Source organism: Methylotenera versatilis 301 (assembly GCF_000093025.1).
Classification (GTDB): Bacteria; Pseudomonadota; Gammaproteobacteria; order Burkholderiales; family Methylophilaceae; genus Methylotenera; species Methylotenera versatilis.
In genome coordinates this window covers 2,425,265-2,449,631 of sequence record NC_014207.1, presented here as the reverse complement: position 1 = coordinate 2,449,631, position 24,367 = coordinate 2,425,265, and the positions used below count along the sequence as shown (strand labels likewise).

The window sequence follows — 24,367 nt, the reverse complement described above, 5'->3', positions numbered from 1 at the left end:
ATGACCAATAATGAAAAATTTATTCAAGTGGCAGTCTGTGGCGCGCATATGACAGGTTTGCCGCTCAATGCACAACTAACAAGCTTGGGCGGTACTTTCCTCGAAGAAACCACCACTGCACCAGACTACAAGTTATATCAATTAAACGGATTCACACCCGCACGTCCAGGTCTGTTACGTGTTGTCGATGGCGGTGCCGCAATAGCGCTAGAGGTATGGCAGTTGCCAATTGAAAATTATGGCACCTTTGTATCTGGTGTGCCTGCCCCGCTAGGTTTCGGTACATTAACATTAGCGGATGGCCGCACGGTGAATGGATTTATGTGTGAGCACTATGCAACGTTAAACGCTATTGATATTTCACATCTAGGCGGATGGCGGCATTATTTGAAAGAAGTGGCTTAGAGTAGGACTATATAAGCACTTTGGGCAGCTCTGCTAGTTGAGTCCTAAACTAGCAGAGCTGCTTGTCCAAAGTTGTCATTCATCATGACTAGTGTAACTGTTGAATACTGAAACCTTCACTCCACGTGAACTATGGACTTTAATAAGTGCTAATAAATACCTTCTATTTTCCGAGCGCAGGAAACAGACCTATGAGACCGTGCGCTATAAACTCAACCGCCATCGCAGCAAGAATCAGCCCCATTAATCGCGTCACAATATTAATTCCTATAGTCCCTAATTTATCCGCTATATAACTAGAAAGCTGCAAAGTCAGCCAGATAAGAATAACAACCACAAAGATTGGAATCGCTAGCGAGATATGTCCAACAAAGGTTTTACTTTGCTGTGCTGCAATAATCATACTGCCTATAGCGCCAGGGCCGGCTAGTAAGGGAATACTCAGTGGTACGATTGCAATAACATCTCGTTCTTCCAGTGTTCTAGCTTCTTCAGGAGTTTGCTTAGAGTGGCTTTGTTTGGCATGCAGCATATTGATGGCAATTAACAGTATTAAAATTCCTCCGCCAACTTGAAACGATGGAATCGTTATACTAAAAAACGCTAGAATCCCATCGCCAAACAAAGCTGATGTTAGCAGCACCAGAAAAACGGTCACAGTCACAACATTGGCTGTTCTTAACTTTTCTTTTCTATTCCATCCATCTGTCGCACTAATAAATATTGGCACACTTCCAATGGGGTTCACTATTGCAAATAGTGCTATTCCGATCTTAAATAGATAAGCCCAATCCATTTTTTAGTTCCTTAACTAGTAGCTGCGAAATTGTCCAGTGACCACGCCATAAATTCCAAATGCTTCTCTGGGTCGAATGATATCAAAATCAGGATTTGCTGGAATCAGCACAAATAGATCCTTCTCTTTCCCGAGTGTCTTGATCGTGAACTTGTCATCAATGATAGCCACTACAATATCGCCAATATTTGCAAGTGGTCTTTTTTCTACAATCACAGTGTCGCCATCAAGAATCCCTAAGTCTCTCATTGAGTCTCCAGCGACAGGTATTAGCTCAGTGATTGAAGGTTTTTTAACGAGGTGTTCATCAATCGTAATGTAATCGCCCCCTTCACTGTACGCAGCAGTAAAAGAACCAGCCTGCACTGTCGTGTTAGATAATGGTCGCTCGAAGAATCGTTTACCTGGAATTAATTTATTATCAGGCGCCATGTCTAAGAAGCCCATTAATTTCAGCCTTGATACAAATCTACTAATCGTATCTTTAGATTTCATATTCAACTGATCTTGCATATATCGATAGCTTGGTAATGACCGATAACTTGCAAAGTAATCACGCAACTGACCTAATTTCTGGATATCCAATTCTTGTACTTCATTAAAATCATTCATGGGCAGAAACCTTCTTACACTAAAATAATTCACGTTATCGATTAATCGAACGAACGAACGTTCGTTCGATTAATTATCGCTTTAATAAACTCTAATTACAAGTAGTAAAGCATTTGAAGACTATTTATGCCTTAAAGTTGTCAGTAATCTTGAGTTGATCACTTCGTTGGGAACATAACCTGATAATGGTTGTCAGATTTTTGCTTTTTAAAAAAGAAAATATAGTTAATTAAGATAACGTATAAAAACTTAAACGGAGAGATAAAAATGGTTATAGCTTTTAATAGATTCGCGGCATTGCTTTCACTTATGCTGTTCTTAGGCGCATCCAGTAATGTATTTGCAGGCGAGTATGAAGGGTCATGGATGCTATATGACACACATGGCGGTGGTTTTGAAGCGACTCTCAGTGAAGATGGTACCGCTTCAGGAACTCATGGTGACTCGATGAAGCATGGTACTTGGAAAGAAGTGGATGGCGCAGTTGTCATTAGCTGGAAGACAGGCTGGACTACACGCATTGTTAAGCAAGGAGATAAATACGTTAAAACCTCTTTTAAGCCAGGCACAACGATTACTGATACCCCAACGGATACTTCTGAAGCTAAGAAAAAACATTAACTTATATGACCAATGACTTCTTTAAAACTTGGCTTAGGCTAGTTTAAAGAAGTCAGAGACCCACAAATTAATATTGAGGTTTTTAGGAACTAACTGGCATTTGATTAGCTTTTCCAATATCAGTAGTGACAAATGAATGCCATGCCCAAATCTGCAACTTTATGAACTAGCTTTCTCATTTCATTTTTATCGGCAGTTGGCTCATACACCATCGTCATACTCATAAATCCCCAACCAATTACAGAAACTTCTAATCCACTTTTACCTAATACTTTTTGCATCATTCTAAGCGTATGTGGTTTTAAGCGAGGCCATATCAATCACAAAACGATATTTCACATCACTTTTGAGCATCCGTTCATAGGCATCATTAATTCCCTGAATATTAATCATCTCAACATCTGAAGTGATGCCGTGTTTGCCACAGAAATCTAACATTTCTTGTGTTTCAGCAATCCCGCCAATCACAGACCCTGCAACTGCTTTTCTGCCCATAATTAACGGCATTGAATTTAACGCAGGCTCTAGTCCACCTAAGTAACCAACGAGCACTAATGTGCCATTTAATGAGAGTGTCGATATATACGGGTTCAGATCGTGCACATACGGCACTGTGTCGATAATAAGGTCGAACTTTCCTTTTACAGATGCCATTTCTGCCTCATTGGTTGAAAGTACAATTTCATCTGCACCTAGGCGACGAGCATCAGCTTCTTTACCAACCGAGCGCGTAAATAGTGTGACATGCGCTCCAAGTGCTTTTGCAAGCTTCAGCCCCATATGGCCTAAACCACCAAGACCAATCACCGCGACTTTACTGTCTTTTCCAACTTTCCAGTGGCGCAATGGAGACCAAGTTGTAATCCCTGCGCAAAGCAAAGGAGCCACAGCTTCAAGATTTAAACTCTCTGGAATGTTAAGCACGAACTTATCAGATACAACGATTTTTTCTGAATAGCCACCAAACGTAGGGGTTTTGTCGTGACGATCAATATCGTTATAGGTCAATGTGTGTCCACCCTCACAATACTGTTCCAAGCCTTGTTCGCAGGCTGAGCAGACTTGGCATGAATCAACCATGCAACCAACACCAACTGTATCGCCTGCTTTGAATCGAGTAACATCAGATCCAACGCTAATGACTTTGCCAACGATTTCGTGACCTGGCACCATAGGGTAGGCGCTATTCCCCCAGTCATTGCGCGCTTGATGTAAGTCTGAATGGCAAACGCCACAGTAGAGAATTTCAATCTCCACATCATTTCTACGTGAATCACGACGTTGAAACTGGAAGGGTGCTAGTGCAGTAGTTGCAGAACGCGCTGCATATCCGATTATATTTTTAGCCATTTTTATCTCCAAAATTAATACATGATTAATTGAATATTTTTAGTCCCCAATCAACTGAATAGGGATATTTATAATTACCGCTTTAGATTACGACAATTGATGTTTTATTTCCGCGCTCCAGCGCACATAGTGGAATGGAAAATGTATGTTGTATCGCTTCAATTAAAAAAACTCTAGTACGTATGGCAGTTGTGGCGAGTCCAACTTATTTTTCCAAACATTTGCCTCCGCAAGAGCCGCATGATCTTGCTAATCATGTTTGCATAAATCTCAGGCTACCAATTAAAGGCGGGTTATATGCATGGGAGTTTCAGAAAAATGGACATGAGGCTAAAGCACACGTGTAGGGCCAGTTAGTTTTCAACAGCAGCGCTCCAATATTGAGAGCGACATTGGCTGGGTTTCGGGGTGGCTTACATACCAGAAGATATGGCGCAGGAGCATATTCTAGAGGGTCGACTAAATCGTGTGCTAGAGGATTAGTGCCCACTCAATAAAGGCTATCATATCTACTATGCAAGTCGTCATCAGTCCTCGAACGCATTCTCGTTGCTAATAGATGCACTACGTTATGAGGCTTAGAGTTTAAGCGATTTAAATATCAGCTAGATCAAGTCAGTATTGGCAGGCCTATGAGCTTGCGACCTGTCCAAATATTGTGATTGAGTAGAGTGGTTACCATATAATAGTAAGCACTCTATTTTCTGAAACGTTTAGCCATGGTTAATAAGTCTTCAACTAAATTAATCACGCTTAGCAAGTCTGAATCCCAGCCAATCCATCTGCAGATATATAAGCGGTTTAAAGATGCAATTAAGGGTAACTTATTAAAAAATGGTGACAGAGTTCCTTCAACAAGAGCACTTGCGAGTGAGCTTGATGTTGCAAGAGGAACGGTTGAAGGTGCATATTCAATGTTACTGGGTGAGGGAGTATTTATTTCCAGAGGGCAAGCCGGTACATTTATAAATGTGCCATATGCCTTTGAGGAAAAGCCCGCCAAATCTGCTACGATAAGCGATGGGAAGAAAAGTCCCTTACCTTCTTCTGCGACAAGTTCAAGTGCACCAAGCGTCTCTCACATCTTCCGACCCGGCAGCCCGGCATACGATGCATTTCCACGAAAGATCTGGTCAAGATTAGGCTCAAATAGAATGCGGAGCTTGTCTTCAAGTGATATGTCACTCAAAGATCCGCTTGGTTATGTGCCATTGAGAGAATCTATAGCTAGCTATTTGCATTTATCAAGAGGTGTTGTTTGTGATCCAAGGCAAGTATTTATCACTACTGGCTATCAAGGTGCATTAGACTTTCTGAGTAAGGTTTTGAGGCTCAATGGGCAAGAAATCTGGATGGAAGATCCTGGCTATCTTTTTGCTACTACATTGCTATTAGATATTGGCGCAAAAGTAGTGAGGGTGCCAGTAGATCATGAGGGTTTAATTGTTTCAGAGGGCATCAAAAAAGCTCCTCATGCGAAGCTGGCAATCGTTACACCTTCTCATCACAGTCCATTGGGCATGGCCATGTCTTGGTCTAGGCGAACTCAGCTGCTGGACTGGGCAGGCAGTAATAATTCATGGATCATTGAAGACGACTATGACGGTGAATATCGCTATTCAGGCTATCCCTTGCCGTCATTAAAAAGCTTGGATCAGTACGACCGAGTCATTTATGCTGGAACGTTTAGCAAGACCTTATTCCCATCATTAAAGTTAGGCTACATTGTGCTACCGCAGAACTTGGTGGATATCTGTACTGAGAAGGCTAATCTCTATCAAATAGGCAATTCAATCACTTCTCAATTGATTGTGAATGACTTTATTGCAGAGGGTCATTTTTCTAGGCACTTGAACAAAATGCGCGCGCTTTATTCACGTCGCAGGGAAATCACCAGCCATAGCTTGAGCGAGATATTAGGGCAAGAGGTTGAAGTTAACTCTCATAAAAATGGCATGCACTTGGTTGCAAAAATTGTTTCAGACCATTCTGATATTGACATTGCAACTAACTTTAATCAACTAGGTTATCACATTCATGCTTTATCGAAATGGAGCACAGACCCGAGTCAAAATGGTTTAATCATTGGTTTTACAAATGTTCCAAACAAAAAAGCTGCGGATGAAGCAGCTAAAAAGCTGAAAAGTTGTTTTACTAAGATTTAAATAATAGAGATATTATTTGAGATTCTCTATGTTATACCCAGCATCACGCCATGCATCAATACCACCGGCTAGTGGTCTTACATTATAGTAGCCTCTGGTCATCAGCGCTTTAGCAATCTTTGCTGCCGTTACCTCATTTGGGCAAGAGCAGTAAAGTATAACGGCTTCATTGTTATCAGCTTTAAAAGTTAACTTATCTAAGGTATCCATAGTGATGAATTGAGCCCCAGGAATCCAGCCATCCTCAACCAGATGAGGCGCTCTAGTATCTAAAATAATGGGCGTTTCACCATTCGTTAATAGTGTATTTAACTCCTCCACGCTAATACGCGCCATTCGCAAGTCTTTCAGAAATCTTTGCCTCTCCCACCATTTAGATGCGATGAAAGCAAATAGTGCTAATAAAACCAGCAACATTCCCCATTTACCCATCTCAATGAGGACATTCATCAACTCATCAATAGCATTGCTGAACAGTGAGCCTAACCATAATGCAGAGCCGGCCCACAATGCTGCACCAAGCGAATCCATTATCAGGAAAACAATTAACTTTGTACCTGTAGAGCCTGCCAAGGCGCTAGAGATAGAGGCGAATCCGGGAATAAATTTACATATTAATAAAGCTGGCGAACCGAACTTCAGAAATAGTGATTGAGATTGAGCCACGCATGCATCTGGTGAAAGAGATATTTTACAGAGCTTGCTCAATACCTTGTTTCCATATTTTAGCCCAGCAAAATACCAGAATGTATCCGCGATGACTGCCGCCACTACGGCAGTCAATAAAAGTACTGGGAACGAAAACTGCTCAGGGCTGATTAAAGCTCCCGCAATCACTAATGTGGGATAAGCCGGGATGGGTAACCCTAATTGTTCCAAGAAAACATTCACAAATACGATGATTAACCCAAACTGCTGGATGAGTTCTGCGATATAGCTCATAGATCACTACTATTCATTTGTAAGGGTATGAATCATACTCGATATTATGACTGGCTAGCCCACTCTTTAGCTACAATATCAAGCTCACCATAGGCTCGTTTAAGCGCTTCCTCTCGTGCGAGCTGATCAGAAAATTGAAGCGGCTGCGCATCAACAAAGTGAGGGGTTTCAACACCCAAAAAAGCAAATGGTGAACGCAGTGCCGGAGTAAGTGCATCCATATGCGACCATGGGCTTAACCCAGGTCTTAAATCCGCTCCTCTTGAAGTAATGAAAATTACTTTTTGGCGAGTAAGGTTGCCAGTCGTTGTGCCATCTGCAAGAAAATTATAGGTTAGATTAGTGCGAACCAAGTTATCAATAAATGCCTTGAAACTAGATGGCATTGAGAAGTTGTACATGGGCATAGCAAAAACCAGCATATCTGACATTAACACCCGAGCACATAGCTTATCGGAATACTCCAACACCTTTTTCATTTCATCCGTTCTTTCAGTGGCAGGCGTATAAGTTGCCTTAGCAAAATCACCACTCACATGAGGTGGAGTATCAACAGATAAATCTAGATAATCAATCTCTAAATCAGGGATTTGCTGTTTTAGTAAGTCAACATAATAAGCGGATAACATCTTCGAGTTTGAATGCAAACTTTTAGGGCTTGCGTCTACGTGCATAAGTCTCATATTAATTATTCCTTTTCAAATGGGGGTATGTGCGTGCTAAATAAATTGACTCTTTAAGCCCTATCAACTGCGATTGGCGTACGAGAATAATATTAGAATCACTTCCTATAAAGTAGAGCCATGATTCTTGATAATGAGTAGACCATGCTTAGCGACATCCTAGACTGTATAGAAATCCAAGCCGACTCCATCCGCCTAGAAAAATTAGAGCAAAATGTTGCATAATGCCAATAGCTAGCCGTGCTAATAAATCGGGTTTAACTTAGTTTTAAGATTGGGGTAGATAACAGTATGAGCCAGAGTAAAAAGTATTACGGTAAGTATCGCGGCACGGTGTTTAATAATGTTGATCCCGAACAGCTTGGGCGAATCATGGCGATTGTGCCTGACGTGCATGGTGTCACTCCAACCGCTTGGGCGTTGCCATGTATGCCAATTGCAGGTAATCAACAAGGCATTTATGTGGTGCCGCATATAGGCGATGCTGTATGGATTGAGTTTGAGCAAGGTGACAGCGAACATCCCATATGGGTTGGTGGTTTTTGGAGCTCGATGGCGGAGGTGCCATCAGCAGCGTTAGCAGGAAACTTAACCGAACCAAATATCGTCATTCAATCGCGATTGCAACAGAGTGTAGTTATTAGTGATATGCCACCATCGCCAAACACAGGTGGCGTAATTCTGCACAGCTCAAATGGGGCGTCTATCATAGTTAATGACGTAGGTATTTTCATTTCAAACGGTAAGGGTGCGATCATTAGCATGGTTGGCCCCACGGTTTCTATAAATAACGGTGCGCTAGAGATTATTTAGAAGCTCAATATGACAGGATTTATAGTACATGCTGGCGCTCAGGTCTTGTGTTCACATGCAGGACTAGCCACGCCAACTGCGTTGAATCCACGCGTATTAGTGGGTGGTCAAAAAACCGTATTGATTAGCACGCCCTATGTTGTGGCGGGTTGTGCCTTACCATCGCCCCCTGAAAATGGTCCTTGCATGACAGCGCAGTGGTTAGCTGGTAGTCAAAGAGTGACTTCGAAGGGGCAGCCGTTAGTAGTTCAGAGCAGTCTGGCAATTTGTGCACCTACAGGAACACCTTTGTTTATAACTGCAACCCAAACTCGGGTAAGTGCAATCTGAGTATGATATAAAAATCTATTCACTCTGTATTCACTCCTTAAATTTAAAAGGCATTAATGAATTCCCCTAACTTTCTTGTTCAAGCCACGATATATCTTTCCTCCGCCATTATTCTAGTTCCTTTATTTAAACGTCTAGGATTAGGCTCAGTACTTGGCTACTTGCTTGCCGGCATATTGATCGGCCCATACGCTTTAAAGCTTATTCCTGACCCTGAGCAAGTGCTTCACTTTTCAGAGTTTGGGGTAGTGTTAATGCTTTTTCTCGTAGGCTTGGAGTTGGAGTCTCAAAAAGTTTGGGAGTTACGTAAAGTTTTGTTTGGACTAGGGGGTCTGCAAGTTGTTAGCACGATTGCGCTAGTTACATTCGCTACTCATATGATGGGTTTTACATGGTCAATCGCTATCGTGATAGGAATGGGAGTTGCGATGTCTTCAACGGCCATTGGCTTGACCTCGTTAACTGAGAAAAAACAGCTAAGCACGCCTGGCGGACAAGCCTCATTTGCAACACTGCTCTTTCAGGATTTGTCTGTCATTCCAATATTCATGTTGCTGGCACTGATTGCGCCTAACAATGCTAAGTCTGGTTTTGATATATGGGCGGTGGCTAAAGCAATAGCTGTCATCCTCGCGATTGTCTTTGCTAGTCGCACTTTATTACGCCCTATCATGCGTATCGTCGCAAAAACGGGTATTCGCGAGATTTTCGTAGCCTTCTCATTGCTGTTAGTCATAGGCGTTTCGTTGGCTATGCAGTCTGTTGGCTTGTCTATGGCGCTAGGTACATTTCTCGCTGGCGTGCTACTGGCAGATTCGGAATATAGATACGAGCTTAGACTAGACATTGAGCCTGTTAAAGGCTTGCTCTTAGGGCTGTTTTTTATTGCGGTAGGTATGTCGGTCGATTTATCGCTATTAGCAAATTCGCCGCTATTGATTTTTGGATTAGCCTTGTTAATAGTCATCACAAAAATGTCCATTTTAATTGGCCTTGGACTGTCATTTAAATATTCTATTCGTGATGCATTATTATTTAGCGTAACACTTTCTCAAATTGGTGAGTTTGCCTTTGTAATATTTGGCGCGGCTTTGACGCAGCAGACTATTCCGCGTGAGACGTACAATATTCTCAATGCCGTGGTTGCAGTATCTATGCTAATTACACCAATCTTATTGCTACTATACGACCGATTTTTGGTCTTGGATTGTGGCGAGCGTCCCAAAGACGCCATCGAAGAAAATAACGCAGTCATCATCGCTGGGTTTGGTAGATTTGGACAAATTGTTGGCAGAGTACTGCTCGCAAAAGGCATTACCGCAACCTTGATTGACAACGATCCTAATCAAGTCGATTTAATGCGTGAGTTTGGTTGGCGTTGTTATTACGGCGATGCATCACGACTAGATATCTTAGAGGAAGCCGGCATTGCTAAAGCAAAACTTTTTATTATTGCAGTCAATGATCCAGAAGCCACATTGAGCGTGGCTAAGCTTGTTAAAGAGCGTTGGCCCAACGTTGCAATCGTTGTTAGAGCCAGAAGTCGAACCGATGCATTTGATTTGCGAGATCTAGATTTGTATCCAATACGTGAAACCTTCTACTCGTCATTAGAAGCTGCAAGGCACGCGCTATTAGCGATTGGTGAGTCACCAGCTTCAGCCGCTAAAATCATCAAGCACTTTGAGATTCATGACTTAGAACAGCTTGAGGCCACTAGAAGTATTCGGCATGACAGAAGTGCTATTTTTAGCTTAGCTGAAAAAGGTCGCCAAGATCTCAAGACGCTTTTTGAATTGGAGCAGCCTCGAGCTGAAAATAAACTTAAAGGCTCTGATTAGCTTTGGCAAGACAACCTCTCTTGCTAGTCAAGAGAGGCCTCAACTCACTCGATAATCTCCAGTATTTGTAATCTAAATGGGAACTTCTCACTTAATGTTGAGTGAGGCATTTAAATTTAATATGAGTATAAACAGATACTTTTATAATAATTTAGATGTAGTTATCAATATTTGTAATGTGTATTTATATAGCTATTCTTGCGTTTGCGTGGCATATATATCTATATCATAGGATATATAAAGTATTTATCGCAGAATAAGACTCTCTGTAATCATGTCACATTACTATTACCTGCCGCCAATATGAACAAGTCTTCGGTACTTGACCAATTAACATCACAAAAAAAAGTAATGACATATGGTCTGTTGCTGGTGCTAACTTACGTCATCACCGGCAAGCTAGGTTTAATGTTAGCACTTCCTCCAGGTTACGCTTCGGCAATTTTCCCCCCAACAGGTATTGCTGTGGCAGCAGTATTTGTTGCTGGTAGAAAATTACTGCCTGCTATATTTCTGGGTTCTTTGTTACTTAACATTTTGGTAGGTTACAGTGATAACCATCAGGTCAGTATTACAAATATAGAGGTGGCGTTACTCATTGCCGCAGCCTCTACATTGCAGGCATTTCTAGGTGGATGGTGGCTAAAACATAAAATTGGTTATCCAACCTCGTTAGATAACCCTGCTGACGTAGTTACATTCTTTATTTCTGCACCAGTTATCTGTTTAATTAGTGCCTCAATTTCTGTGGGTGGTTTATTTGCGCTAGGCTTGATTGGGCAATCACTGTTTTTTACAAGCTGGGCTTCATGGTGGATTGGCGATTCATTAGGGCTAATCGTGATGCTACCTCTCACTTTGGTCGTTATTGGTAGACCTAGAAGTATATGGAAAAAACGCTTTTCTACCGTTGCTTTGCCGATGATCATTACGTTTTTATTGCTCGTCATCATTTTTATAGTTGTAAGCAGATGGGAGCGGAAAGAGTCTCTCGTTGAATTTGATGCTTTATCAAATCAATTATCTGAGCAGCTGCGTATTCGTTTTGATTCTCAAGAAGCCGTTCTAAAGCAAACAAGCGCTCTATTTAATTATCGAGTAAACGATACAGTATCAAGGCAAGATTTCCATCATTTTGTCAGCACGACTCTAGATGGGTATCCGATGATTTATGCCATAGAGTGGGCACCTAAAGTCAATCGTTATGAGCGTCACTCATTTGTTGAGCAACAAGAGAAGGATTTTACAAACTTTGAAATCAAGCAATTTAATCTCAATAAAGAACTAATGACGGCACCAGAGAAAAGTTTCTACTTTCCTATTGCCTACATAGAGCCACTCAAAGAGGCCACTCAGGCCATATTGGGGGTTGATTTAGCTTCACTACCTGATCGTAAACAAACCATCCAAAATGCAATCAATGAGAAGAAGGTAGTTGCCACACCGCCAATTAAACTGATTATCAAAAAAGGTACGGAACTTGGCTTATTGTTAATGTACCCAGTACACAGCAAAACCCAAAATGGGATTTTATCTATTATTCTAAGGGTAGATAGTTTTTTTGGTGAGCTTTTCATGCCAGTGAAGCAATCGGTAGAAGTACGTTTAATCGACATGCAAACTGGAAAATCTTTATACAATGGATTTTCAGAAAGTAATCTAGAAGCTTCATATACAAGAGAGTTCAAGTTCGGAAACAGGCAATATCGCTTAGAAACAGCTCCAACAGCCCTTTATCATCAACAGCATCGCGGCTGGCAGAGTTGGAATATGTTGGTAGTAGGATTGTTCGGTACAGGGCTGATGGGTGCACTATTGCTCATGGGGACTGGATACACCGCCCGCATAGAAAATCTGGTTAAACAAAAAACGGAAGAGCTTAAAGAAAGTTTTTATTTATTTCAAGAAATTACTTCCACACTTGGGGAGGGGATTTACGTGATGAATACAAATGGCATGATTACCTTTGCTAATCCCAAAGCGCATGCTCTGCTAGGCAGAAGTGAGTCAGAGTTATTGGGGCAAAATGCACATTTATTGTTTCACAACAAGCATATTGATAAGTCAGTTTATCCTGAATGTGAGTGCCAAATACGAAATGTAATTCATTCAAAACAACCTTACAAATCAGTAGAGGAAATCTTCTGGCATAAAAATGGTACGCCAATTTACAGCTCAGTCACCTCCGTTCCTCTTTTTAGAGACAATGAGATTGTTGGTGCTGTGGTTGTGTTTGATGACATTTCCGAACGTAAGAAAATCGAGCATGCCTTACGCGACAGTGAAAAAAGCTTTAAAGAGATTATTGAGTACGCACCAATTGGCATGGCCATCGTTTCTTTAAGTGGACAGTTTAATATCGTCAACCAAACCCTATGTAACATAGTTGGGTACAGCAACCCTGAGCTACTAAAACTTACCTTTCAAGAAATCACCTATCATGAAGATTTGTCAATTGACCTTGAGTTCGTTCGACAATTAATTGATGGGGAAACCGACTCTTATCAAATGGAGAAGCGATACATACGAAAAGACAAAGAGATTGTTTGGGTTCAGCTTTCCGTAAGCATATTTAGGAACGAAGACGATGCTGCCCAATATTTTATTGCACAAATTGAGGATATTACTGAACGCAAGATTCGCGACAATGAAGTACATCAGCATGCCTATTTTGACACCCTGACTAAACTACCCAACCGCCGAATGCTGATGGACAGACTGTCTCAAGAGCTATCTCAAGCCGAACGCGATAATCGTATCGTTGCACTGTTCTTCTTGGATTTAGATCATTTTAAACATATTAATGATAGCCTAGGCCATGATGTAGGCGACCTTATACTTAAAGAGGCCGCCTTACGCTTGTTATCGTGCGTTCGACCTAATGATATGGTTTCTAGGTTAGGTGGAGATGAGTTTGTCATTCTTCTTTCGGAAATTTCTGATGCCAATTATGCGAAGAAAGTGGCTGAAAAGGTTCTCAGAAAGTTTGAAGAGCCGATTGATGTCAATGGCAAAGAAGTAATCATCAGTGCAAGCATTGGTATAGCATTGCGCACTGGGGATGTAAAAATTACTTTTAAGCAGTTAATGAAAAATGCTGATATGGCAATGTATGAATCAAAAGCAACAGGTAGAAACAGATATTACTTTTATAACTTAGCTTAAACAAGCCGTGATGTTTAGTCTCTCATGTAGTACAGACATCTATCAGGACTATCGCTAGCGGTGGCCAGATTTCAATAGCTTGCGAATTTCGAACGAGCGACAGTCGCAGTCACATTAGGGCCTAGGAGCGTGCAGTATGGTGAGTAAGTATGCTCACCTATCTAATGAGTATTTAACGGAGTATGTCAATCGGCTTTCATTGATCCATGCGGTAGCGGATAACGAATCAACTACGTTCAAAACAATAAAAAAGGGCTAACCGAAGTTAACCCTTTGATATTGCTTACTATATTTGGTGCGCCCGAAGAGATTCGAACTCCTGACCCCTTGGTTCGTAGGTCGAAATTATTCAATTAATATTGTTTAAAATCAGATACTTACTTTGTTCGCCACCTTTAAAAAAAATGTAAAACAGCCTTGGGAATATATACAAAGTATCAAAGTGGTACGGTTCTGACTACAGCCAGAGCTAGGGGGATCTAGAAATAGTAAGATCCTGATTGAACCAGTTATATTAGGACTGTAGATTTAATGTTCTAAGTAATTAAATTGGGGTATCAGAGGCCAAGAATTGTCGTTAAGAAATACCATGCTTAAGTTATTAACCTTGCCTAAATCAGTTGGGCGAATGTTTGCACTGTTGCGCAGGGTACTGAAATCAGGATATATTGATCCAAGATAAATGCCAAATAATTGAATTTTATCGTTACGTTCAACAAAAACTGGTGCACCAGACATTCCAGGAGCACCTATACTATCTAATAACATAGGAACATGAACATTTGCACCTGGAGAGGATATAAATCTAGTTAAAGTAATAGCTTCTGGTTTATCTAATCCAGAAAAACTGTATCCATATGGAAATCCAACAACATATACTTTATCTCCGACCGTAACTAATGGATCAGAACCACTTATCAGATACAATTGATTGTCATAAATGACTTGATATGCTGAAAATAATATATCTGATGGTAATTCTATTTTGATTACATCATAGAATTTGGGTACGCGAAGATTTATTTCATTTAGTGCTAAACAATCAACATCAAAAATTTCTTGATGCCAAAGCGGCATTGGAGGGTCAAAATCGAAATCGTAAAGTGGTAGCGTAAACGCTCGATTACCACCAATGATCGATATACCTTCAACTTCGGCTTGATAATTTTGCATAAGAACTTTTATATATTTTCTATTTGGTAACTCATTAGTGGTTTGGATATTACTAGGGTCGAATCCAGTAACTACATGCCAACATGTATATAAATAATTTTTCCCATTTTCAACTCGTATAAAACCGCTAGCAGTGCAACCAACTATATCTTGGAGGTCTTCATCCAAACACTGGATTAAAACAGCAGCTAAATGAAGAACATGACGATTTAAAGGCTGAGAATTTGTATTTTGTTTGGTCATCTGGATTTTTAAGATTCAACATTACTCAATTATAGTTAATTGTTTCCGTGAACTTACATTAAATCATATTTGCTTAAAATTACCTGAATAAAAAAGGAAATTGTTAACTTCCTATCATTTCCCTTTGCCACTCAGGAATTGAACCATCAAAGCTGCCGATGCCACTTAATATCATACATACAGCAAAAGAGAATCCGATTTCCAGTTTTAAGTTGATTTATCCTGAATTGGCTCAAAGACGCCAAACGTTGATTTTTATGATTTAGTTAATAGTGTAAAGAGGTTTGAAGTCAAACATACATTTTTGGGATTCATCTAATTTAGATTTCAAAAGACTTGATGAATATAATTCTGCAATCATTCCAGCTATAAAGGCTGGTTCAGGCGTAGCAATGAAGCTTACTGAAACTGAAATGTTCTACTTGAATAATCAACTTTCCCTTATGTACGAGCAGAATATTCTTAGCTTGGCTAAGACTGAAGGGTAGCTATTGGTGTTGTTAAAGGGGGTGTGCACAGCTTTAGTTTTAACCTAATTTCACAATTCACAAAAGTTATCTTTGACCCCCCCACTTTCAATTTTAGCTAGATCAAACTTCATAAGATAATACGAGTTTGTCACAGGCTTCGATCGCATCTTGTAATATATTATTTAAAATCAAATAGTTGTGGATTATCCGCACGTTCAAAACCAGTCTAAAACAGTTACATAACTTTCATATTATCTAATGGTGGTACGAATTAACTAGAGTATATTGTTAAAAAAATAGTAAATCAGTTATCTTTATATATTCTTCATATTTCTTTAATTGAACTGATATTGTTGTAAGCAAGGATTTATATAAACTATGCAGCAGGCTCCGATCTCTAAATATTACGCTTCAAGTACTGATATTCACGAAATTAAAACTTCTGGTCAGAGCAGAGCAGAATGGATATTTAATCTAGAAGACGCTGATAAAGACTATTTTGCAATAATTCATGAAATGGAATGGATTATTCCTCAACTGAAAAAGATGCTTTCAATGAGAGCCTCCATTTGCTATGCCGTAGTTTCTTCCACTGTCCCATTCCAAGTAACTCATATTGATGGTGAAAATTATTTCCTACTTATTGAGCGTAATGCATTTTATAATTTACTAACATTGTCTTTCAGGATACATACTTTACCGAAATTTTCTGAGCATCTCGGCAGTTCACAAATTCCTATTGAATCATCCTGTGAAGGTTTATTTTTGCTCGATATTATAAAGAAATTTCTTGCTAATCCAATAAATCCACAAGAAGCCTTTGCTGCCACAAAATCTTCAGTTGTTTATCAATCTGCATTTCTATTTATCATGGCTCACGAAATTGCACATATTTCGCATGGGCATCTAATATTCCAGGGATCGGAAGACTTTAAACAGTTTGCGCTAGATGAGGAAGATAAAAATCTTACATTTCGCACACTTGAAATGGATGCCGATAGTTCAGCTACAACAAATGTTTTTGCAATGATGGAGCATTTAATAGGTGTTGGTTTGGATCAATGGGCTAAAACTATGGATGTAGATAAATTAGCAGCAATATCTTTTTTGCGAGCTCAGTACATAACGGGAATATATACTGCTTTAATTTTCTCAGATGCATGCGCTAAAAGTTTCTTACCTGTTAAACATCCTATAAGCTACGCTAGGTTCCTAACCTCATTACGACTACTGACGGTAGTTCTGTATAAAGATATAGGCGAAGAAGAGTCAAAAATGCCAGAAACACTTCGACAATCATTAGTTGATGCTTTTATAGAGCTTAGCGGCGGTATTGAACATCTAGGTCACCCCATGGCATCTAACATGATGGAATTACCCCCAAATAACTCAGAACCTATTTATCATTATGATGCTTTAGGAGAGGCTATTGGTTTGGCTCAACTTGAACCACTATATTCAAGGTGGTCAAGAATTAGACCATTACTAGAAAAGTACCAGCTTGGAGGAACTCTTGCTCCTGCAACAGCAGCACCATATTAAATCTATGCAATACTTATTTCATGTTCATACTGTAATAGTAGTTAATATTTCTGAGAGTATTTTTTGTTAAAACCTAATAAAGAGTTAGCAATCAAGGCTGCAATAAATCTAACTCCCCAATATGCAGATTTATTACGCGACATTCAAAGTGGAAATGGACGAGCATTTTTCTCAGCAGAAATTGCAGGCATACGTAAAAACTTGGGCGATTATGTTCTAGTCTATGATAATGAGAACAAAATTGGTTGTGCATTGTTTCTTGCCATTATGGGCGAGGATAGGTTCAAAGAATTCACGGCAGAGATTAATAACTCAGCGCCATCTGAACAACAAGAATTTATAAATGAGATGGCTAGTCCTGACAGTGAATTTGTAGAAGCTTTTTCATCTTTCGATATACCTCAAACAGCGAATGATTGGAAAGTTGCTAAAGAAGCAGCGAATAATTTGCCTGAGGAGGAAAGGAAAGAGCTAGCGAAACGTGGTGCAACATTTTGGTGCTTCCTTTTTAGTAGCTTTTTTAATACCCTTGCATTAATGGTGCATGGTTCTCGAATGACAACATTAGTACCTCAAGCAATTGCTGGCGATGATGTTGCATTTCTGAAAGCTATTCAAATTGATCGTATGTTGCTATCAAATTATCCTTATTTCCGAGATCGAAAAGTAAGGGCTCAAGATGAGGGCGATACAGAGTTTTTGAAACAGATTGCATATCGTGAAACAAATCCACCATTGAGAGGCAAGGTTCAATTTCCTGCGCTCTACATGCTATTTGGTATATTAGACACCTTCCTAATTCTATCGGATTTAAAGCATAGGGAAATTCTCGACATTTGCGACGATGCAGGATTAGATCGTTATCAAAACCGTATTGAAGATATAGGCTATCTTGGGAAACGTTTAAGGGACTATAGGGATTGGCAGAAAATTAATGGAATGTCAACGCCCTGAAATCTAATTTGAGTGCGTTTTTTTAAGTCAATCTCAAGCATAAAGTAAGAACCGTCGCAGAAAATGCCATTTCGGCAACTCTGCATAACAGACGGAGAAACTTATTATGCAATTCCAAGATCATCAAAACGATCAAAACTCCACAAGCCTAAAGCTGTTAAATCAAACCTGCGCCGTTTTGGGTGAGTTCGAGCCGCCCGCCCGCAGCGTCAGCGCGGACGGACGGAGCGAAGTCGCACAATGCGGTGAGGTAAGTGAAACGGTAGATGCTCCTCCATTGCTTGCCAAGGCCTTGGAGGGTACGCCGCCTAGTAACACAGTACCTTTAAATTACAACCCCAAAACATTCAAAGCTCTTAGGTACGGCATTGATAGTCTGTATGTGTCTTACCCTGGTGTTATTGCGGAAGATTGGGATAAGAAACTAGCAAAACTAAAAGAACAAGCACAATCAGAAGATGAAACCCAACAAGCGCTTGCTCAAGTTGTCATTGGACAACATATCTTTGAAGTGAAAGATAAGGGTAAAGGTCGTTTTTCTTATGTGTTGGTGGATAACAGTTTTTACTTACAGGCGAGTAATGGCAAGTCCAAAGCTTTACCGATGGCTTACGTCCAAATATCTAGTGAGTACCTAGCTCATGTAGGCGTTGAACAAGCGGAAAAATCATTGCAGTTTATTGTTAAAACTTTGGGTTTAGTTCATGAGCCAGCCAATATTAGCCGTGTTGATTTGTTTGTCGATCTATGTGCAGATTTAGCGATGGATTCATTTGATCCACTGCAATCTTGGATCACTCGAACGCAAAGTATTGATTTGCATTATCGTTACAACAAGTTTTCAGGGTGGAGCTTTGGTATGGGTGGCGAAATCGGCGCTCGCTTGTACGATAAGACTTTAGAAGTAGAAAAAAAATCAAAGAAATTCTATCTGCATGATTTTTGGAAGGCTGAAGGTTGGGTTGGTCAGCAAACTGTTTGGCGCATGGAGTTTGAGGCTAAACGTGAAGTACTTAAACAATTAGGCATTTATAAGATGAGCAATCTATTAGAGTTGCAAAGTGCGCTCTGGTTGTATTTAACTCAAGACTGGTTAAGGCTAGCTATTCCATCCCCAACAGACAGCAATCAAACACGCTGGCTTAATCATCCACTTTGGGATGATATCTCTCAAGTTTTTAATAATGACAAAGAGCAGCAAAAGCTCAAAAGATTCTCATCTGCGCGCGTGCCAGAAGACGAGCGTTTATTTGTGCATGGCTTGGGTGGCATTACTTCATTCATGGCACGTGAGGGTATTGAAGATCTTGGAGAGGGTATCGGAGAGTATTTGCATCAAGCTCAAGACTTTCACGAAAAACGCGCCATTATCCTTGGCACTGGCATGAATGAGTATGTTACTAAGAAAGTTAAAAGTAAAAATAGGCGTTTTAATTCCATCAATAACAGACAAGATAATTTTAGCGATAAACATCAAGTGATTGAGAGTGCAAGAGCCTACCGTGAACATTCGGAGGGTGACCAATGAAAGAGGATGTCATAGAAACAATGGATTTAAAACAAGCTGCTGAATTTTTAAATATGCATCCTGTGACCTTACAAGCTAAGGCTAAAGCAGGAGAAATTCCAGCAGCAAAACCAGCCAAATGCTGGACGTTCATTAAACATGACCTTGTTATTTACTTACGTTCGCTTTATTCTTGTAATTGGCGAACGCTAGTAAGTGACAAAAAGGAGATTTCATTATGTCACTCTATAAGCGAAAGGACTCCACCTGTTGGTGGGTTCGTTTTACCCATAAAGGAAAACGCGTACAAGAAAGCACTGGCACTAACGACCGTCAGAAAGCCCAAGAGTACGAAGCAAAATTAGTTAATTCTTTATGGGAGCAAGAAAGGCTTGGTATTAAGCCTAAGCGCCAGTGGAATGATGCCGTAGTTAGATATGTAGATGAAACGCAACATAAAGCCTCACAAGTGAGTGATTTATATCATTTGCGATGGTTGGATAAATATCTGAACGGTGTTGAGTTGCAAGTAATTAACCGTGATTTTTTAGAAAAAATACTCAAGGCGAAACAAGCTGAGGGTGTTGCAAACTCTACTGTTAATCGCGTGTTAGAAGTGGTGCGTGGACTTCTTAGAAAAGCTTGTAACGAATGGGAATGGATAGATCGTGTGCCTGCTGTGCGTATGTTGCCAGAGCCTAAGAAGCGTGTGCGTTGGATTACACGTAATGAAGCTGATCGTCTGGTCGAAGCACTGCCGTCACATTTGGCTGATATAGTGCGCTTTAGTTTAGAAACTGGGTTAAGGCGCTCTAATGTCACTGGGTTGCAATGGTCGCAGGTGGATTTAGTGCGCAGAATGGCATGGATTCATCCTGATCAAGCAAAAGCCAGAAAAGCAATTCCAGTTCCATTGTCTACGGTTGCAGTATTAACTTTGCGTAAACAAATAGGTAAACATCAAACACATGTGTTTACTTATAAGGGCAACACGATTACGCAGGTCAATACTAAAACATGGCGTAAAGTACTAAAAGAGGTGGGCATCGAGAGTTTTCGTTGGCATGATCTTAGGCATACTTGGGCAAGCTGGCATATTCAAGAAGGAACACCTCAGCACATTCTACAAGAGCTAGGAGGGTGGTCATCACCTGAAATGGTTCAAAAATATGCGCATCTATCTAGCGCGCATTTGATGGAATGGGTGGATCGAAAGATTGCTGTGGTTCAGAATGTTGCCGAAGTGGTACGTTTATGACTACAGGAATTAGTGGGCAATAAAAAAGAGCTAAGCCGTTAAGCTTAACTCTTTGATATTACTTACTATATTTGGTGCGCCCGAAGAGATTCGAACTCCTGACCCCTTGGTTCGTAGCCAAGTACTCTATCCAGCTGAGCTACGGGCGCATGCGCGGCATTATACTAGATGCTGCGTGTTTCTAAAAGAACTATGTGATAATTTTAATAGAATTACAACTTGGCGGAGAGCTAGGGATTCTCTAGGTACTCAACCAAATCAACTACTTACATTCTAAGTGGTGTAACACTTGTAATGGTTTGGTGTATCAATTAACAACGGACGGCATTGTACAATAAAATTATGAACATTGCAGTAAAACTTGACAGTAAATACATGTTAATTTCTAATGTACGTAGGTCAGCTACCTTATGTATGGTGTATGGAGCCCCTGCCAGCCTGCAATTGTACCCGTCCAAGGTAATAGCAATTGCAGGCTTTCTATTTATCGCTCTCGGTAAAGAGGGGCGCTTGCATTAAACCGAGAGTCAATTATCTTCTTTTCATAGCAGCTCCCCTGTTTCAACTAGGTTGAGAATATTTACTGTTGGTACTGCACGAGTAAAATTGTTGTGGTCACTAAGTATCTTCACCGTACCCCTAAGGTCGTAGGTGGCTCCAGCGCGTTCATTGACGCCCCTTTTAGAGCCCCATATTCGCTTAATAAATCCTTTTTTTTCTAGCGTTTCAATGTGGCGTTGCACGGTGCGTCGAGATACATTCATTCTGTCCGCTATAGTTGAAGTTTGGACATGTGGTAGGTCATCTAAGCCCCACCAAGACCTTAGCAGGTTTAATAAAACTACTAGCTCTGCACTGTCTAAGCCTAACTCGTGCTGATAGCGAAGTAGTGTCGAGGGGATTAGAACAAAGCCACTATCCAGCGCTTTGCCCCATTTAATCGTGTTTAGTTTGGTGCTAGCAACATGTGCATCTAAGTTACTAGTTTCTACTACGTTGTTGTTCATGGTATTTGCAGCTCATTAATATTCATTAGCAGCAATTTATCATAACAATTTGAATCAAGAAATAATGAATACTACTAAGGTGTCATGAGTGACGTAATATCTCATTTTAATTTTAACTATTTGAAAGTAAGTACCTATCAAACATGCGTATGTAATGTGTTATATTTGAACTCTGTTACACAGTTCATAGGTGAGTAAATGGCACAAGGCGGTAAAAGACCCAACTCAGGCCCTAACAGGTCGATGAGTCCATACGGAGAGAAAACTTCTGTTATTCGCGTGCCTGCTAGCATTAAGTCGGATGTACTGGTTTATCTAGATGCATTTAAGAAAAAAGCAGCAAGTGCCCACGATATTACGCTAGGTATACCTCAAGCCTTACCTAACCCACCTGCACTAGCAAGACCTATATACAGCGGCAATGTATCAGCAGGGCAGTCGCGCTTCCCATCACCAGCTCAAGACTACGAGCAGAAGTTTTTAGACCTTAATGATAGGTACATCACTAACCCACCAGCTACGTTCTTCTTTCAGGTAAAGGGTGACTCTATGATAGGTGCTGGCATCTATGACGGCTCTACCGTAATAGTTGATAGAGCAGTTAAGCCTAAGTCCTCTAGCATCATAATTGCTGATGTAGACGGTGAGTGGATGGTCAAAAGGTTATATAAGCGCGGCAATGTCGTTAAGTTGCTTTCAGAGAACCCAGAACACGCACCAATCGTGCTGGCAGAGGGGCAGGAGCTGGTTATATTTGGTGTCGTGATGTATGTCATTCACCAGCCTAAATAAACCCGTATTCGCGCTCTGTGATGCGAACTCATTTTATGCATCCTGTGAGAAAGTTTTTAGACCTGACCTGCGCACAACTCCAGTCGTGGTGCTGTCTAACAACGATGGCTGCGTGATAGCCCAGAGCAAAGAAGCTAAGGCTATGCTAGACCTTTATATGTGCAAGCCTTGGTTTGAAGTCGAAGCTGAGGCCAAGAAATTAGGAGTGGTTGAGTTCAGCTCTAACTATGAGCTATATGCCAATATGAGTAACCGCTTCATGGCTACCCTCAGGCATTTTGCTCCAAGACAAGAGGTGTACTCTATTGATGAATCCTTCCTAGACCTAACTGGAATGAGGCGCGACCTAGTAGCCTACGGGCAAGAGATTAAGAACACGGTCTTCCAGTGGACAGGTTTACCAATATGCGTAGGAATTGCACACACCAAGACCCTTGCTAAACTTGCTAATCAATGTGCTAAGAAACAGCCTGCCATGAATGGCGTCTGTGACTTCACCAGCATGGGGCAAGCGGAACTAGATAGCATGATGGAGAGTTTACCTGTCTCAAAAGTATGGGGCATAGGCAGCAAGCTAGAAGCTAAACTCAACAAGGTCGGTGTGAAAAATGTACTCAGACTGAAGCAAGCCGATACTAAACGCATCCGCGACCAGTTCGGTGTATTGCTAGAGCGAACCATCCAAGAACTTAACGGTGAGTCATGGCTAGAAATGGACGAAACTTTACCAGAAGCAAAGCAGGTGATGAGTTCTCGCTCCTTTGGCTCCCGAGTCACAACCTTACAAGACCTAGAGCAAGCAGTAAGTTTTCATGCTACCAATGCTAGTGAACGACTCCGTAAGCAAGGACTGTATGCCAATGCAGTTTATGTGTTTATACAGAACAGCCCGTTTGATAAGACCGAGTATTACGGGGCTAGCAGGGTCATCGCGCTACCGTCAGCTTCAGACTGTACCTTGCAGATTGCGAGGGCTGCGCTCTGGCTACTCAAGCGCATCTATAAAGAGGGTATCTATTATCAGAAGGCGGGTGTGATGCTGATGGAGCTAGTGCCAGTGAGTGGACAGCAGACCGATTTATTCAATCATGATGCTCGTGATACTAAAAAAAGTAACTTGATGGCGACGTTAGATAGCATTAACAGCAAATACTCTAAGGGTACTATCAAGTTAGCTTCTGAGGGCGTAGATAAAGCGTGGGCGATGCGTAGGGGCTTTAAAAGCCCTAACTACACGGGAGACTGGATGGAGCTGCCTATAGTAAAGACATCCTCTGCATATATTAAAATATAAATATATTCGCTAATAGCGAAATAAGTTATTGACACTCTGTTCGTATAGGCATATATTGGCGTTGTGTTAACAAAGCATAATCGTCATGTAGTACAGGCTAAGAAATTAGCTGTGGAGTCTTAGGCTCTAGCGTGTGTCCCGCTCTTCTGGACGTGGTGTGCGCAGTATAGTATGCCCGTAGTAGACGCGATGCGGACACGTCTGAACGACCCAGACGTGTCATTGGTAGAGAGGTAAAAACTTGTTGTTTGCTTTGCTTAGTTATGGAACGACGACCATTGACAATCCTGTTGATGGCATGACTAAGGAGGTCACTATGACCAATAAGAAAAACACAAAACAACAAGGGTTAGTTAGTAAAATTAAGTCGTGGTTCAAAAAGCCTAGTACTTTATGGGTAGCAA

The 24,367-nt window shown here is 40.8% G+C and carries 22 protein-coding genes, 1 tRNA gene and 1 pseudogene; 15 read left to right on the top strand and 9 right to left on the bottom strand.

Translation table 11 applies throughout. From position 1 onward, the window contains the following. Window positions 1-405: an allophanate hydrolase-related protein gene (locus tag M301_RS14720; protein ID WP_081439425.1), complete on the top strand. Its 405-nt coding sequence runs from the start codon at window positions 1-3 to the stop codon at window positions 403-405. Window positions 406-568: 163 nt separating this feature from the next. Here M301_RS14720 and M301_RS11175 read toward each other — a convergent pair whose 3' ends face one another. Both M301_RS11175 and M301_RS11170 read right to left on the bottom strand, forming a co-directional pair. Beyond that, window positions 569-1,201, bottom strand: coding sequence for a MarC family protein (locus tag M301_RS11175; protein WP_013148889.1), 633 nt, complete (start codon window positions 1,199-1,201; stop codon window positions 569-571). 15 nt (window positions 1,202-1,216) lie between these two features. After that, window positions 1,217-1,786 (bottom strand): LexA family protein, encoded by a 570-nt coding sequence (locus M301_RS11170; RefSeq protein WP_238524636.1) that lies wholly within the window; start codon window positions 1,784-1,786, stop codon window positions 1,217-1,219. A 294-nt stretch (window positions 1,787-2,080) separates the two neighbouring features. Between M301_RS11170 and M301_RS11165 the strand changes: the two genes are divergently transcribed. Next, window positions 2,081-2,434: a hypothetical protein gene (locus M301_RS11165; protein WP_013148887.1), complete on the top strand. Its 354-nt coding sequence runs from the start codon at window positions 2,081-2,083 to the stop codon at window positions 2,432-2,434. Window positions 2,435-2,553: 119 nt separating this feature from the next. On the opposite strand, the gene M301_RS14610 is transcribed toward M301_RS11165, so the two are convergent. Then, window positions 2,554-2,718 (bottom strand): aldo/keto reductase, encoded by a 165-nt coding sequence (locus M301_RS14610; RefSeq protein WP_013148886.1) that lies wholly within the window; start codon window positions 2,716-2,718, stop codon window positions 2,554-2,556. Window position 2,719: 1 nt separating this feature from the next. Beyond that, on the bottom strand, window positions 2,720-3,784 hold the full coding sequence (locus M301_RS11160; RefSeq protein ID WP_013148885.1) for an NAD(P)-dependent alcohol dehydrogenase: 1,065 nt from the start codon (window positions 3,782-3,784) through the stop codon (window positions 2,720-2,722). A gap of 134 nt (window positions 3,785-3,918) precedes the next feature. Here M301_RS11160 and M301_RS14530 point away from each other — a divergent pair, with 134 nt between their 5' ends. Both M301_RS14530 and pdxR read left to right on the top strand, forming a co-directional pair. After that, window positions 3,919-4,131: a type 2 periplasmic-binding domain-containing protein gene (locus M301_RS14530; protein WP_148218604.1), complete on the top strand. Its 213-nt coding sequence runs from the start codon at window positions 3,919-3,921 to the stop codon at window positions 4,129-4,131. Between the two features lie 372 nt (window positions 4,132-4,503). Beyond that, entirely contained in the window at window positions 4,504-5,949 is a 1,446-nt protein-coding gene (gene pdxR, locus M301_RS11155; RefSeq protein ID WP_013148884.1) for a MocR-like pyridoxine biosynthesis transcription factor PdxR, read from the top strand. Between the two features lie 12 nt (window positions 5,950-5,961). Here pdxR and M301_RS11150 read toward each other — a convergent pair whose 3' ends face one another. Further along, window positions 5,962-6,891 (bottom strand): DedA family protein/thiosulfate sulfurtransferase GlpE, encoded by a 930-nt coding sequence (locus M301_RS11150; RefSeq protein WP_013148883.1) that lies wholly within the window; start codon window positions 6,889-6,891, stop codon window positions 5,962-5,964. A gap of 44 nt (window positions 6,892-6,935) precedes the next feature. After that, on the bottom strand, window positions 6,936-7,574 hold the full coding sequence (locus M301_RS11145) for an FMN-dependent NADH-azoreductase (protein WP_013148882.1): 639 nt from the start codon (window positions 7,572-7,574) through the stop codon (window positions 6,936-6,938). 291 nt (window positions 7,575-7,865) lie between these two features. Between M301_RS11145 and M301_RS11140 the strand changes: the two genes are divergently transcribed. The 4 genes from M301_RS11140 to M301_RS11125 all read left to right on the top strand — a co-directional run bounded on the left by M301_RS11140 (window position 7,866) and on the right by M301_RS11125 (window position 13,723). Then, a complete protein-coding gene (locus M301_RS11140) occupies window positions 7,866-8,387 on the top strand; it encodes a phage baseplate assembly protein V (RefSeq protein WP_013148881.1) in 522 nt (173 codons plus the stop codon). Window positions 8,388-8,396: 9 nt separating this feature from the next. Continuing rightward, on the top strand, window positions 8,397-8,717 hold the full coding sequence (locus M301_RS11135) for a hypothetical protein (protein WP_013148880.1): 321 nt from the start codon (window positions 8,397-8,399) through the stop codon (window positions 8,715-8,717). A gap of 56 nt (window positions 8,718-8,773) precedes the next feature. After that, window positions 8,774-10,558: a monovalent cation:proton antiporter-2 (CPA2) family protein gene (locus M301_RS11130; RefSeq protein WP_013148879.1), complete on the top strand. Its 1,785-nt coding sequence runs from the start codon at window positions 8,774-8,776 to the stop codon at window positions 10,556-10,558. Between the two features lie 351 nt (window positions 10,559-10,909). Next, a complete protein-coding gene (locus M301_RS11125) occupies window positions 10,910-13,723 on the top strand; it encodes a sensor domain-containing diguanylate cyclase (protein WP_238524635.1) in 2,814 nt (937 codons plus the stop codon). Between the two features lie 528 nt (window positions 13,724-14,251). Here M301_RS11125 and M301_RS11120 read toward each other — a convergent pair. Beyond that, a complete protein-coding gene (locus tag M301_RS11120; protein WP_013148877.1) occupies window positions 14,252-15,139 on the bottom strand; it encodes a trypsin-like serine peptidase in 888 nt (295 codons plus the stop codon). A gap of 848 nt (window positions 15,140-15,987) precedes the next feature. On the opposite strand from M301_RS11120, the gene M301_RS11110 reads away from it, so the two are divergent. The 5 genes and pseudogenes from M301_RS11110 (at window position 15,988) to M301_RS11095 (ending at window position 20,870) form a co-directional block, all read left to right on the top strand. Beyond that, the gene (locus M301_RS11110; RefSeq protein WP_013148876.1) at window positions 15,988-17,151 is read left to right on the top strand and encodes a hypothetical protein; all 1,164 of its coding nucleotides are present in this window, start codon (window positions 15,988-15,990) and stop codon (window positions 17,149-17,151) included. A 63-nt stretch (window positions 17,152-17,214) separates the two neighbouring features. After that, on the top strand, window positions 17,215-18,105 hold the full coding sequence (locus tag M301_RS11105; protein WP_013148875.1) for a hypothetical protein: 891 nt from the start codon (window positions 17,215-17,217) through the stop codon (window positions 18,103-18,105). Window positions 18,106-18,211: 106 nt separating this feature from the next. Beyond that, window positions 18,212-19,633, top strand: coding sequence for a hypothetical protein (locus M301_RS11100; protein WP_013148874.1), 1,422 nt, complete (start codon window positions 18,212-18,214; stop codon window positions 19,631-19,633). Then, window positions 19,630-19,785: pseudogene (locus M301_RS14845) on the top strand (helix-turn-helix domain-containing protein); the annotation flags it as partial. The gene M301_RS11100 and the pseudogene M301_RS14845, both read left to right, overlap by 4 nt. Window positions 19,786-19,850: 65 nt before the next feature. Further along, window positions 19,851-20,870: a tyrosine-type recombinase/integrase gene (locus M301_RS11095; protein WP_013148873.1), complete on the top strand. Its 1,020-nt coding sequence runs from the start codon at window positions 19,851-19,853 to the stop codon at window positions 20,868-20,870. A gap of 72 nt (window positions 20,871-20,942) precedes the next feature. Here M301_RS11095 and M301_RS11090 read toward each other — a convergent pair. Beyond that, a tRNA-Arg gene (locus M301_RS11090) sits at window positions 20,943-21,019 on the bottom strand. Between the two features lie 393 nt (window positions 21,020-21,412). Next, window positions 21,413-21,877, bottom strand: a complete 465-nt coding sequence (locus M301_RS14295) for a helix-turn-helix domain-containing protein (protein WP_013148872.1) — start codon at window positions 21,875-21,877, stop codon at window positions 21,413-21,415. Between the two features lie 198 nt (window positions 21,878-22,075). On the opposite strand from M301_RS14295, the gene M301_RS11080 reads away from it, so the two are divergent. After that, window positions 22,076-22,669 carry a LexA family protein gene (locus M301_RS11080; protein WP_013148871.1) on the top strand — a complete coding sequence of 198 codons (594 nt, stop codon included), beginning with the start codon at window positions 22,076-22,078 and terminating at the stop codon, window positions 22,667-22,669. Next, window positions 22,647-23,963 carry a translesion error-prone DNA polymerase V subunit UmuC gene (gene umuC, locus M301_RS11075; RefSeq protein WP_013148870.1) on the top strand — a complete coding sequence of 439 codons (1,317 nt, stop codon included), beginning with the start codon at window positions 22,647-22,649 and terminating at the stop codon, window positions 23,961-23,963. Before M301_RS11080 ends, umuC begins: the two co-directional genes overlap by 23 nt. Window positions 23,964-24,367 lie beyond the last annotated feature (404 nt).

Excerpts from the sequence above, each read along its gene's own strand:
- M301_RS14720 (WP_081439425.1), top strand. The coding sequence starts at position 1 with ATGACCAATAATGAAAAATTTATTCAAGTGGCAGTCTGTGGCGCGCAT.
- M301_RS11175 (WP_013148889.1), bottom strand. The coding sequence starts at position 1,201 with ATGGATTGGGCTTATCTATTTAAGATCGGAATAGCACTATTTGCAATA.
- M301_RS11165 (WP_013148887.1), top strand. The coding sequence starts at position 2,081 with ATGGTTATAGCTTTTAATAGATTCGCGGCATTGCTTTCACTTATGCTG.
- M301_RS14610 (WP_013148886.1), bottom strand. The coding sequence starts at position 2,718 with ATGATGCAAAAAGTATTAGGTAAAAGTGGATTAGAAGTTTCTGTAATT.
- M301_RS11160 (WP_013148885.1), bottom strand. The coding sequence starts at position 3,784 with ATGGCTAAAAATATAATCGGATATGCAGCGCGTTCTGCAACTACTGCA.
- M301_RS14530 (WP_148218604.1), top strand. The coding sequence starts at position 3,919 with ATGGAAAATGTATGTTGTATCGCTTCAATTAAAAAAACTCTAGTACGT.
- pdxR (WP_013148884.1), top strand. The coding sequence starts at position 4,504 with ATGGTTAATAAGTCTTCAACTAAATTAATCACGCTTAGCAAGTCTGAA.
- M301_RS11150 (WP_013148883.1), bottom strand. The coding sequence starts at position 6,891 with ATGAGCTATATCGCAGAACTCATCCAGCAGTTTGGGTTAATCATCGTA.
- M301_RS11145 (WP_013148882.1), bottom strand. The coding sequence starts at position 7,574 with ATGAGACTTATGCACGTAGACGCAAGCCCTAAAAGTTTGCATTCAAAC.
- M301_RS11140 (WP_013148881.1), top strand. The coding sequence starts at position 7,866 with ATGAGCCAGAGTAAAAAGTATTACGGTAAGTATCGCGGCACGGTGTTT.
- M301_RS11135 (WP_013148880.1), top strand. The coding sequence starts at position 8,397 with ATGACAGGATTTATAGTACATGCTGGCGCTCAGGTCTTGTGTTCACAT.
- M301_RS11130 (WP_013148879.1), top strand. The coding sequence starts at position 8,774 with ATGAATTCCCCTAACTTTCTTGTTCAAGCCACGATATATCTTTCCTCC.
- M301_RS11125 (WP_238524635.1), top strand. The coding sequence starts at position 10,910 with ATGACATATGGTCTGTTGCTGGTGCTAACTTACGTCATCACCGGCAAG.
- M301_RS11120 (WP_013148877.1), bottom strand. The coding sequence starts at position 15,139 with ATGACCAAACAAAATACAAATTCTCAGCCTTTAAATCGTCATGTTCTT.
- M301_RS11110 (WP_013148876.1), top strand. The coding sequence starts at position 15,988 with ATGCAGCAGGCTCCGATCTCTAAATATTACGCTTCAAGTACTGATATT.
- M301_RS11100 (WP_013148874.1), top strand. The coding sequence starts at position 18,212 with ATGCAATTCCAAGATCATCAAAACGATCAAAACTCCACAAGCCTAAAG.
- M301_RS11095 (WP_013148873.1), top strand. The coding sequence starts at position 19,851 with ATGTCACTCTATAAGCGAAAGGACTCCACCTGTTGGTGGGTTCGTTTT.
- M301_RS14295 (WP_013148872.1), bottom strand. The coding sequence starts at position 21,877 with ATGAACAACAACGTAGTAGAAACTAGTAACTTAGATGCACATGTTGCT.
- M301_RS11080 (WP_013148871.1), top strand. The coding sequence starts at position 22,076 with ATGGCACAAGGCGGTAAAAGACCCAACTCAGGCCCTAACAGGTCGATG.
- umuC (WP_013148870.1), top strand. The coding sequence starts at position 22,647 with ATGTCATTCACCAGCCTAAATAAACCCGTATTCGCGCTCTGTGATGCG.